This is a genomic window from Actinosynnema sp., assembly GCF_052038725.1.
The window spans coordinates 1-10,832 of the sequence record NZ_JBQGCX010000874.1 but is presented as its reverse complement, the minus strand read 5'-3'; the positions used below and the strand labels follow the sequence as shown (position 1 = coordinate 10,832).

9 protein-coding genes are annotated in these 10,832 nt (G+C 74.1%); 5 read left to right on the top strand and 4 right to left on the bottom strand.

From position 1 onward, the window contains the following. Positions 1-38 precede the first annotated feature (38 nt). From ACTUAL_RS17995 to ACTUAL_RS17985, 3 genes are read right to left on the bottom strand one after another with little or no spacing between them, the layout of a single operon-like run. On the bottom strand, positions 39-338 hold the full coding sequence (locus ACTUAL_RS17995; RefSeq protein ID WP_096498100.1) for a DUF3017 domain-containing protein: 300 nt from the start codon (positions 336-338) through the stop codon (positions 39-41). 20 nt (positions 339-358) lie between these two features. Continuing rightward, positions 359-1,216, bottom strand: coding sequence for a bifunctional methylenetetrahydrofolate dehydrogenase/methenyltetrahydrofolate cyclohydrolase (locus ACTUAL_RS17990; protein ID WP_198320575.1), 858 nt, complete (start codon positions 1,214-1,216; stop codon positions 359-361). Between the two features lie 16 nt (positions 1,217-1,232). After that, on the bottom strand, positions 1,233-2,243 hold the full coding sequence (locus tag ACTUAL_RS17985) for a DMT family transporter (RefSeq protein ID WP_440901080.1): 1,011 nt from the start codon (positions 2,241-2,243) through the stop codon (positions 1,233-1,235). A 214-nt stretch (positions 2,244-2,457) separates the two neighbouring features. Between ACTUAL_RS17985 and ACTUAL_RS17980 the strand changes: the two genes are divergently transcribed. The 3 genes from ACTUAL_RS17980 (at position 2,458) to ACTUAL_RS17970 (ending at position 8,093) form a co-directional block, all read left to right on the top strand. Next, positions 2,458-2,928 carry a hypothetical protein gene (locus ACTUAL_RS17980; protein ID WP_096497051.1) on the top strand — a complete coding sequence of 157 codons (471 nt, stop codon included), beginning with the start codon at positions 2,458-2,460 and terminating at the stop codon, positions 2,926-2,928. Next, the gene (locus ACTUAL_RS17975) at positions 2,925-4,448 is read left to right on the top strand and encodes a TNT domain-containing protein (RefSeq protein ID WP_440901079.1); all 1,524 of its coding nucleotides are present in this window, start codon (positions 2,925-2,927) and stop codon (positions 4,446-4,448) included. Before ACTUAL_RS17980 ends, ACTUAL_RS17975 begins: the two co-directional genes overlap by 4 nt. A gap of 81 nt (positions 4,449-4,529) precedes the next feature. Then, positions 4,530-8,093, top strand: coding sequence for a TNT domain-containing protein (locus ACTUAL_RS17970; protein ID WP_440901078.1), 3,564 nt, complete (start codon positions 4,530-4,532; stop codon positions 8,091-8,093). 81 nt (positions 8,094-8,174) lie between these two features. On the opposite strand, the gene ACTUAL_RS17965 is transcribed toward ACTUAL_RS17970, so the two are convergent. Further along, positions 8,175-8,789, bottom strand: coding sequence for a pentapeptide repeat-containing protein (locus tag ACTUAL_RS17965; protein ID WP_440901077.1), 615 nt, complete (start codon positions 8,787-8,789; stop codon positions 8,175-8,177). 159 nt (positions 8,790-8,948) lie between these two features. Between ACTUAL_RS17965 and ACTUAL_RS17960 the strand changes: the two genes are divergently transcribed. Continuing rightward, positions 8,949-9,938: a malate dehydrogenase gene (locus tag ACTUAL_RS17960; RefSeq protein WP_440901076.1), complete on the top strand. Its 990-nt coding sequence runs from the start codon at positions 8,949-8,951 to the stop codon at positions 9,936-9,938. A 250-nt stretch (positions 9,939-10,188) separates the two neighbouring features. Further along, a partial coding sequence (locus tag ACTUAL_RS17955) for an inositol monophosphatase family protein (RefSeq protein WP_440901075.1) occupies positions 10,189-10,832 on the top strand: 644 nt, incomplete at its 3' end.

Below are 10,832 nucleotides of genomic sequence, written 5' to 3'. Positions count from 1 at the left end.
TCCCGCGGGCCCCGCCCGGAGGCCCGCCCGCGGCACCACTACCAGGCCCGGTCCAGCGGGCCGCCCGTGATGGTCATCGCCACGACTATCACCGCGAGCCCCATCGCCGAGTACAGCAGCGCGTCCACGCCGCGCCCCCGGATCGCGATCAGCCCCGCCTGCACGTCGCTCACGAGCACCCGCAGCACCGCCGCGATCAGCAGCGCGACGCCGATCAGCACCACGCCCTCGCGCCAGTTGTACTGCAGGATGCGGACCAGACCGACCAGCGTCACCCCGAGCACCAGCGCGAACGGCAGGTGCTGGCCCGCCGCCCCCCGCCAGCCCTGTTGCGGCATCAGCTCCACCGTTCCACCAATCAGACCGCGTCGAGGCCGCGCTCGGCCGCCTCGACCGTGTTGGTCAGCAACATCGCGATGGTCATCGGACCCGCACCGCCGGGGATGGGGGCCAGGAACCCGGCCACCTCGGCGACGTCCGGGTGGACGTCGCCCACGAGGCCCTGCTCGGTGCGGGTGATGCCGACGTCGACCACGGCGGCACCCGGCTTGATCATGTCAGCGGTGATCAGACCGGGGCTGCCCGCACCCGCGACGACCACGTCGGCGCGCCGCACCTCGGCCGCCAGGTCCTTCGTGCCGGTGTGGCACAGGGTCACCGTGGCGTTCTCGCTGCGCCTGGTCAGCAGCAGCCCGATCGGCCTGCCGACCGTCACCCCGCGCCCGACCACCGTGACGTTCGCGCCCGCCAGCGGCACGTCGTAGCGCCGCAGCAGCTCCACCACGCCGCGCGGCGTGGCGGGCAGCGGGGCCTCGTCGCCGAGCACGAGCTTGCCCAGGTTCACCGGGTGCAGGCCGTCGCCGTCCTTGGCCGGGTCGATCCGCTCCAGGATCGCGTTCGCGTCGAGGTGCCGCGGCAGCGGCAGCTGCACGATGTACGCGGTGCAGGCCGGGTCGGCGTTCAGCTCGTCGATGACGGCTTCGAGCTGCTCCTGCGTGGTGTCCGCGGGCAGGTCGCGGCGGATCGACGTGATGCCGACCTTCGCGCACGCCGAGTGCTTGCCCTTCACGTAGGAGTGCGAGCCGGGGTCGTCGCCGACGAGCACGGTCGCCAGGCCGGGCGTCACACCGCGTTCGGCCAGCGCGGCCACCCGCGTGCGCAGGTCTTCGAAGATCGCATCCCTGGTTGCCCTGCCGTTGAGGGTCGTCGCCGTCACAGCGCCCATCTTCGCATCACCCCCGGCTCGGGAGCGCGGCGACCACCACCGCCAGCAGGGTGAGCGCGGTGCCGACGACGGTCACCGCCGCGAGCGGCTGACCTGCGGTGGGGACCACCACGTCGACCGCGAGCGCCCCCACCAGCTGCCCCGCCACCTGGGACATCCCGAGCAGCAGCACGCCGGTCCAGCGCACCGCGAGCACCGCCGTGCTGATCGTCACGATGCCCAGCGCGCCGCCGACGTACAGCCACGGCTCACCCGGCGCGGTGGTGGGCGGGCCGCCCAGCGCGAGGTCCACCGCGCACACCGCGAGCAGCACCACCGTGCCGGTCAGGAAGTTCACCATCGTGGTCACCGGCGTGCTCCGCGACGCCTCGCGCACCAGGCCGTTGACCGCCTGCTGCCAGCCGAGCCCGATCCCCGCGAGCGCGGGCAGCAGCGCGGGCCACAGGTTCGCGGGCGTGCCGAGGTCGTCCGACACGGCCACCACCACGGCCGCCACGGCCAGCGCGGCCCCCGCCACCCTGGGCGCCGTCAGCGGGCGCGGACCGGCGGGGCCGATGCCTGCGCGGTCCACGAACAGGCTGCTCACGGTCTGCGCGGCGACCACGGCCACGGTGAACAGGGCGACGCCGAGCACGCTCACGGTCAGGCCCTGCGTGGACACCAGGAACGCCCCGCACGCCCCGCCCGCGCACTGCCACCACCGGATGCGGCCCTCGCGCAGCGCCGAGCGCAACCGGGCCACGCCCTCCCGGCCCCGGCGGGTCGTGGGAACCGCGAGCAGAAGCAGCAGCAGCCCGCCGCCGAACGAGACCAGCGCGGCGAGGAAGCCGTCGCCGAGTGCGCGGCCCAGCTCGCCGTTGATCCGGCCCTGGACCGCGAGGAACAGGCCGCCCGCGAACGAGATCAGCGCCCCCAGCGCCCGCAGACCGGCGCGCACGGGCTCGGCGGGCGAGGGGGAGGAGGGGGACGAGGGGGCGCCTGCCCGGTCGGCGGGGGAGCGGTGGTCGGGTGCTGGCACTGGCGGTCCTCTGCTGCTCGGGTGCGGGGAGGGGGAGGAGGGGCGGGGGTGGGCCGGGAGGCAGTGTGCGCGGTCGGGCGGCGGCGCGGTAGGTCGCGGTCGATGTCGTGGTGGATGTCGCGGTGGATGTCGTGGTGCGGATGTCCACGTGCGGCGGCGGTGTCTTGGGTACGGTCGGGTGATCGCCACTTTCGCGCTTACGGGAGTTGCCCGAATGACCACGACGCAGTCCTCCGGTCCGGACGGGGCCGAGGAGCGGCATCGGGAGCTGGTGCAGGTGATCGGCGAGGCGCTGCTGGGCGTCGCGCCCGAGGGGTTCCTGCGCGTCGACCTGGTCGTGCGGATCAGCGTCGCCGCGCGCGACCTGACCGCCACCGCCTACCTGGCGGACGGCCGGTCGCTCGGGCTCGCCGTGCCGGAGGGGGTGGCCGACGCGTTCGCCGAGCTGCGGCAGCTCGTCCACGTCCCCGGCCGGGGCACCTGGTTCTCGGCGCGCTGCGCGGTGAACGCCCCCGCGGACATCCACGTCGGCTACAACTTCGACCACGACCCGAAGTGGGACCCGGAGGTCCCGGCCGCGCACTACGCCCGCGACCTGGAAGCCTTCCCCCGCGACGAGGCCTACCTGCCGGACTGGCTGCGCGACCGCCTCGCGCAGGCCCACGACGAGGAGCAGAGAGCATGACCGGCCCGCTGTTCACGGCCGACGACCAGGGAGCCGTCCTCGACTCGGTGGCCGCGCTGCTCGCCCACCGGCTGCCCGGCGACTGGGAGCGGCTGCTGCTGGAGGTGCGGGTGATGGGCGGCCACGTCGAGTCGTCCACCTCGCTGCTGGACCTGCACGGCCGCGAGTCCGCCTGGGAGCTGCCCGAGGAGGCCCTGCCGCTCCTGCTGCACCTGCGGGAGGGCATGGCCGACCCGGTCCACGGGGCCTGGTTCGCGCTGCGCCTGCGGCTGACCCACCCCGGCGAGTACTCGGCCGAGCAGGACTGGGACTCCGAGCCCGCGTGGACGCACCGCCCGCCGGAGCGCCAGTACGTGGAGGAGCTGGCGCTGCACCCGCGCGCCGACGTGGAGATCCCCGGCTGGCTGCGCGAGCGGGCCGGGCTGCCCGAACCCGCGCCGGTGCACGCCGCGCCGCTGTTCGACGGGGTCGACGGGCAGGGCACGCCGACGTTCGAGCGCAGGCCCGCCGTGCACCCGCAGGAGCGCGACGACGTGCTCGCCTACCTGGAGTCCGCGCCGGTCGTGCTGCCCGCGCCCGGCGACGGCTCGGACGCGCTCGACCCGGCCCGCTCGGCCTCGGTGCCGATGGGCTTCCACAGCGACGGCACGTGGGTGTGGGCCGCCGGGTCCGCGTACTACCTGCGCGAGCACGGCGTGCCGGTGCTGCCGCAGCTCGTCCAGCACATCAGGGACAACGACTACCGGGTGCCCGAGGTGGACGAGGCCGCGCGCGAGCGGGCCACCGCCGTGGCGAGCGGGCGGGTGCCGGGGGCCCCGGTGCCGCCGCACCGCCCGCGCGGCATCTCGGAGGCCGACCAGCGCGCCCTGGAGCACCTGCGCGCCCGGCTCGACCACTACGGGGTCGCGCCGAGCGAGTACTCGATCGTCGAGCCCAAGCCGGACGCGCTGGTGATCGAGCCCGCGCCCGGCGAGCGGGGCTGGCAGGTCCAGTTCTGGGACGCCTCGCGCGGACCGCAGGGCAGGCCGGTCGTGCACCGGCACGCGGGCGACGCGGCTCGGGCGCGGCTGGGGCAGCTGCTCTGGGACGACGGGCGGGACTCGGCGCGCGCGGCCAGGCTCCGCGACGCGCAGGGCCCGGCGACCGGTCCGGTCCGGACGGTCGCGGGCATCCAGCCGATGCCGGACGAGCCGCCGCTGTCGCTGTTCCGCGACCACGAGCCGGTGCTGCTGACCGCCGGGACCGAGGTGGACCGGCACGGGGCCGAGAACGGGAACCTGGTGTACGCGGCCAGGACCCCGGAGGTGAACCGCTCGCTGCCCAAGGAGTTCTACGAGCGGCAGTACCACGTGTACCGGGTGCAGCGGCCCATCCCGGCGCTGCGCGGCGTCGCGGTGCCGTGGTTCGAGCAGGTCGGCGGCGGCTCGGGGTTCTTCCTCGCCCGTTCGGTGCGGGACTTCTTGCACGACGGGAGCCTCGTGGAGGTGTTCGGACCGACGTCCGCGCCACCCCGGCCGTGAGCCCGCGGCCCCCGGCACCGCGCGGGTTACTCCGTTCGGTGCAACGGGGGGCCGTGCGCGCACCGGGAGTCGCGGGGGAAGATGGTGCACGTGTCCGAGCCCAAGCCGTTGAACCCGACCGAGCAGGACGCGCTGGTCAAGCAGATCGGCCTCACCCTGATGCGCGCCGCGCCGGAGGAGTGGCGGCACGTCACCGCGGACTACCGCGCGACCGGTCGGTACTTCGAGCTGGCCGCCGAGGTCCGCGGGGTCGACGGGTCCGCGCGCACCTGGTCGCCGCCGCAGGAGGTGGCGCAGCTCTTCGCGCGCCTGCGCGCGGGCATGTACCGGGAGGGCCGGGGGAGCTGGTCCAACGCGCGCTACCAGCTCGACCACCCGTCGAGCTACAACCTCGACTTCGACCGCGCCGAGCCCACCTGGCAGAACCCGCCGCCGCAGCAGGCCTACCTGGACGAGGTGCGCTTCTTCCCGCGCACCGACGAGAACACGCCGGAGTGGCTGCGGCGCAGGGTCAAGGACGCTGGTGGGGCTGGTGGGGCTGGTGTGGGTGCTGGTGCTGGTGCGGCTGGCGCTGGTGCGCCGGGTGCGCCGCAGGGGGCTCCCGGCGGGGCGGCTCCCGGTGGGGCGCAGGGGGCGGGCAAGCCCGCTGCCGCCGCCGGGGCTGGTGGAGGGGGTGGCGCGTCTGCCGTCGCTCCCGCCGGTGACCGGGCTCCCGGTGGCGATCGCGCGCCTGGCGGTGCCGAGGCGCGGTCCGGTGGGCAGCGGTTCCGCAGCACCCGCGTGTTCGACGGCGCGGGCGCGGGCGGGCGGCCCACGGTCAACCGGCCCCCGGTGTCCGACGCGGACCGCGAGCTGCTGCTGAACTACCTGGACCGGGCGCCCGTCGTGGTCGCCGGGCGCGGGTTCGACGCGGACGTGCTCGACCCGGACGTGCCGCAGGTCGTGCCGGTGGCGTTCCAGACGGACGGCACGTGGATCTGGCCCGCGGCGGTCGCGTACTACCTGCGTGGTTACGGGGTTCCGCCCGAGGCCGAGCTGGTGTCGTGGGTCCGGTCGCACGACTTCGTGCTGCCGGAGGTGGCGGAGGAGACCAGGCAGGCCGCCGCGGTGACCCTCGGGGCCGCCGCCGCGCCGCAGGGGACGCCGCTGCCCAAGACGCCGGTGCAGGTCAAGCCGGTGGCGTCGGCGCTGCAGGAGCAGGCCACGACGGTCGCGCCCCGGCCCGAGGCGCCGGGTGCGCCGGGTGCGCCGGGTGTGAAGGGCGGCGGGGTCGGCGGGGTCGGGGCTGGTGACGGTGGTCGGGAGGCCGCTGGGCAGCCCGGTCCCGTGCAGCCAGGGGCCCGTGGTGGTGATCGGGCGCTGACCTTCGAGGAGGTCAAGCAGCAGAACATCAACTACGGGACGGGTGGGCCGCCCTACCGGGTCACGTTCGAGGAGGAGGGGCCGGTCGCGGACGATCGGCACCAGCGCGAGTCCTACGTGGACGGCATGGATCTCTTCGCGCCCGGTTCCTACGAGCGGGAGAAGGCCGAGGAGAGCACCAAGGCCTGGAACCCGTTCGGCGAGGAGCCCGTCGACGAGCCCGAGCAGCCCGAGCAGCCCGCTGCCGGTGCGAGTGCGGCGCGGGGTGCGGAGCCCGAGGGCGGTTCCCCGCTCGGGCGCGACGAGGTCGACGAGACCGCCCCCGAGCCCGAGGAGCGCCGGGACGACGAGCGCCGGGACGACGAGCGCGCGCGTGACCGCGGGGCGGACGAGCTGGGGCTCGGTGCGCTGAAGCCGAGCGACATCCGGGGCGCGGCGGCCGAGGAGGCCGACGTCCGGCCTGAGGACGACGAGCCGGAGGAGCGCGCCTCCGAGGAGGCTGCGCGGTACGAGTCGGCGCAGGCCACGCAGTACATGGGGCCCGTGGTTCTGGGGGGTGGGCCCGGTGACGGCCCGCGTGACCAGGACGTGGACCACGAGGGCCATGAGGACCGCGAGGACCGCGCGGATCGAGAGGACCGAGAGGACCGCGAGGACCGCGAGGACGAACGGGCCGAGGTCGAGCCCGAGGCCGAGCGGTTCGACGACCGGGACCGTCGCCGGGAGGACGAGCGGCACGAGGAGCGGTTCGAGGACGAGCGTCCTGAGCCGTTCTCGGCGACCGAGCCTGACCGGTTCGAGGCCACCAAGCCGGAGCGGTTCGAGGCGACCAGCCCGGAGCGGTTCGACCGGGCCGAGGCCGATCGGTTCGAGGCCGCCGAGCCCGAGCACTTCGAGGCGACCGAGCCGGAGCGGTTCGAGGCCACGAGCCCGGAGCGGTTCGAGGCGACCGAGCCCGAGCTGTTCAACGCCACCGAGCCGGAGCGGTTCGAGGCGACCGAGCCGGACAGGTTCGACGCGGTCGAGGCGGACCGGTTCGAGGCGACCCGGCCCGAGCGGTTCGAGGCGACGAGCCCGGAGCGGTTCGACGCCGCCGAGGCGGACCGGTTCGAGGACGAGGACGGGGACGAGGACGGCGGGTTCGGCGCCGAGTCGGGCCGGTCCGGGAAGCCGCTGGCCGGGCCGCAGGCCACCCAGCACATGGATCCCGTCGCCCTGCTCGCGGACGAGCGGCCGGACGAGCGGGCCGAGGTGCGGGCTGATGCGCGGGTCGGCGAGCGGCTCGGTGAGCGGCTCGGTGAGCGGGTCGATGCGCGACTCGGCGAGCGTTCCGATGAGCGGGCCGACGTGCGGTTCGGCGAACGGGCCGATGAGCGGACCGATGTGCGGGCCGACGAGCGGGCTGATGTGCCTCGGTTCGAGGACGACTCCCGGACCACCCCCACGCCTTTCGACCCCTCGCCGGAGTTCGAGGAGCGCCGGGCCGAACCGGCGCGGGGCGTCACGCCGGACGAGAACGACCACCTGCGCGGCCTGCGGCAGACGCTGGCCGAGTTGAACGTGCCGCCCACGGCCTACCTGATCGGCGACGACCAGGTCGACCGCACGTGGGTGCTCCGGTTCGACGGGCGCCGCTGGGTGGTCGGCTGGTACGACCAGGGGCTCGCCAACCCGTCGACGTTCGACAAGGTCGAGGACGCCGGGTCGTTCCTGGTCGGCAAGCTGGTGATGGCGGGGATGCGCGCGCCGCGCCCGCCGATGCCGCCGCCCGGTCGCCCGCAGCCGCCGCAGCAGCCCCGGCCGCCGATGGCGGGCAACGGGTTCCGGCCCGGACCGCCGCCGCCCCCCCGACCGGTCGAGCCGCAGGCCGAGGCGACCCCGCCGAAGCAGGCGCCCGCCGCGTCCCCGGCCCCGGCCGCCGCGGTTCGGGCGTGGCCGATCAACCCGATGAACGGCGAGCCGCCGCTGACGCTGTTCCGGCACAAGCAGATGGTCGAGCTGCCCGCGGGCACCGAGGTCGACCGGTACGGCAGCGGGGAGGGCAACCTGGTCTACAAGATCGGGACGCCGTTCCCGCACCGGTCGCTGGTGCCCTCGTGGATCAACCGGCCGTACCGGGCGTACCGGCTGCGGCGCAGCGTCGAGGTGCTGACCGGGACCGCCGTGGCGTGGTTCGAGCAGCCCGGTGGTGGCACGGCCTACCTGCTGCCCAAGACGATCGACGACATGCTCGCCGACGGCGTGCTGGTCGAGGTCGCGGACCAGGAGGCGCCCGTCCACTGAGGGCGGGGTGAGAGCGGCTGAGGGGCCGGGACCGCGGTGGTCCCGGCCCTTCGGCGTTCTAGGACCGCGCCGGCGGCGTATCTAGGACTGCACCAGCAACCCGTGCGCGGCGGCGAAGGCCACGGCGGTGTCGAGGTCGACCTTCGCCCCGCGCAGCACGCCCTGCACCAGGCCGTTCGCGTCCAGCCGCGCCCCGCGCAGGTCGGCGTCCACCAGCTTCGTCCCGGTCAGCCGCGCCCCGGACAGGTCGGCCCCGCGCAGGTCGGCGCCGGTGAGGTTCGCGGACTCCAGGTTCGCCTCGCGCATCCGCAGACCGGCCAGCGAGGCCTTGGGGAGGACCGCGCCGCTGAGGCTGACCAGGGTCAGGTCGGTCTCGGTGATGGTGATCGGCCGCATCGAGCAGTCCACGAACATCGACCCGAGCAGCGAGCAGGAGGCGAACACCGCCCCGCCGAGCACCGCGCGGTCGAAGCGGCAGGAGCGGAACGCCGAGGTGGTGTGCCGGGAGTCGCCGAGGTCGGTGCGGGTGAACTTGCAGTCGGTGAACGTGCAGCCCCTGGTGACCAGGCCGCGCATGTCCGCCTCGGAGAAGTCGCAGCCCACGAACGACTTCCGCTCCCACACCTGCTCGTACAGCACGGCGTCGGTGTAGTCCTCGCCGACGACCTGCTCCAGTTCGATCTCCGGGTTGTCCACTGTCACACCCTCGCACGGCCCGTTGGTTGGTAACCTCCGGACCACCGGGCAACCCCGCCCGGTGCGCGGTCCCGGAGTAGAGACCGCCGCTGACAGGCCTGCCTGCCTAGTGGTCGACCCCGAGGACTGAAGCCCGCATCCGTCTTTCGGGAAGGCTCCATGACCCGCACGCCCGTGAACGTCACCGTTACCGGCGCGGCCGGCCAGATCGGCTACGCCCTGCTGTTCCGCATCGCCTCCGGCCACCTGCTGGGTCCCGACGTCCCGGTGCGCTTGCGGCTGCTGGAGATCCCGCAGGCCGTGAAGGCCGCCGAGGGCACCGCGATGGAGCTGGACGACTGCGCGTTCCCGCTCCTGGACGGCATCGACATCACCGACGACGCCACCAAGGCGTTCGACGGCGTCAACGTCGCCCTGCTCGTGGGCGCCCGCCCCCGCACCAAGGGGATGGAGCGCGGCGACCTGCTCCAGGCCAACGGCGGCATCTTCAAGCCCCAGGGCGAGGCGATCAACGCGGGCGCGGCGGACGACGTGCGCGTCCTGGTGGTCGGCAACCCGGCCAACACCAACGCCCTGATCGCCCAGCAGCACGCGCCGGACGTCCCGGCCGAGCGGTTCACCGCCATGACCCGCCTCGACCACAACCGGGCGCTCTCGCAGCTCGCGAAGAAGCTCGGCGTGTCGGTGGACGACATCAAGAAGCTCACGATCTGGGGCAACCACTCGGCCACCCAGTACCCCGACCTGTTCAACGCGGAGGTGGCGGGCAAGAACGCCGCCGAGGCCGTGAACGACCAGGCGTGGCTGGAGAACGAGTTCATCCCGACCGTGGCCAAGCGCGGCGCCGCGATCATCGAGGCTCGGGGTGCGTCCTCGGCGGCGTCGGCGGCGAACGCTGCGCTGAACCACATCCACGACTGGGTGAACGGGACGGCTGAGGGCGACTGGGTGTCGATGGCGATTCCGTCGGACGGGTCGTACGGGGTGCCCGAGGGGCTGATCTCCTCGGTCCCGGTGACGGTCAAGGATGGGAAGTACTCGATCGTCCAGGGGCTGGAGATCAACGAGTTCTCGCGGGCCCGGATCGACGCCTCCGTGGCGGAGCTGGTCGAGGAGCGCGACGCGGTGAAGGCCCTCGGGCTGATCTGAGCCGGTGAGCTGAGCCGGTGGGTTGAGTTGGGCCGGTGAGCTGGCTGGTCCGCTGAGCCGCTGGTGGGAGCGCGGTGAATCACGGGGAGGGGTCGCGTGTGGCGGCCCCTCCCCGTGGCATGTTGGGGGTGTGACGACTCCTTGGCCTGTGCCTGAAGCCCAGATCCCTGTTGGTACCCATCCCGCGCTGGCGGCGACCGCGCGGGCCGCTGCGCGCGCCTACGGTGAAGCCAGGGGGCGGTACACCCGGTTGGAGTTGCGGGAGGAGGTCGCGCTCGGGGCGGATGGGACTCCGACGATGCGGGTGGACCGGATCGTGGAGGACGCGATCCTGGAGGCCTGCGCCGAGGTCGGGGTGAACCTGCTGTCCGAGGAGGCCGGGTTCGTCGACAACGGGTCCGCGGCGACGTTGTGCATCGACCCGGTGGACGGGTCGGCCAACGCGGCGCTGGGGGTGCCGCTGTCGTGCTACGCGGGCGCGCTGGTGCTGGACTCGGAGCCGGTTGAGGCGTTGACGGTGTGGTTCGACACCGGGCGGGCCTGGGGGGCTCGGGCGGGGGAGGCCGCGGCGTTCCGGACCACCGGGCGGACGTCGTTGGACGGGGCCTCGGTGTGCTTGCTGCGGCCCAAGCGCGGGACTGAGGAAGCCTGGATGCGGGTTGCGAACCGGGCTGATCGGATTCGGGTTTTGTGCACGACCTGTTTGGAGACCGCGTTCGTGGCGGAGGGGTCGGTGGACGCGTTCGCTGATCCGGGGTCGGATACGCATCGGTTGATGGATTTGATCGCGGCGTTGGTCACGGTGCCTGCGGCGGGTGGGGTTTTGTTGGACCTGCGGGGGCGGCCGTTGGAGTTCGACTTGGATTTGTCGCGGAGGTGGTCGGGGATCGCGGC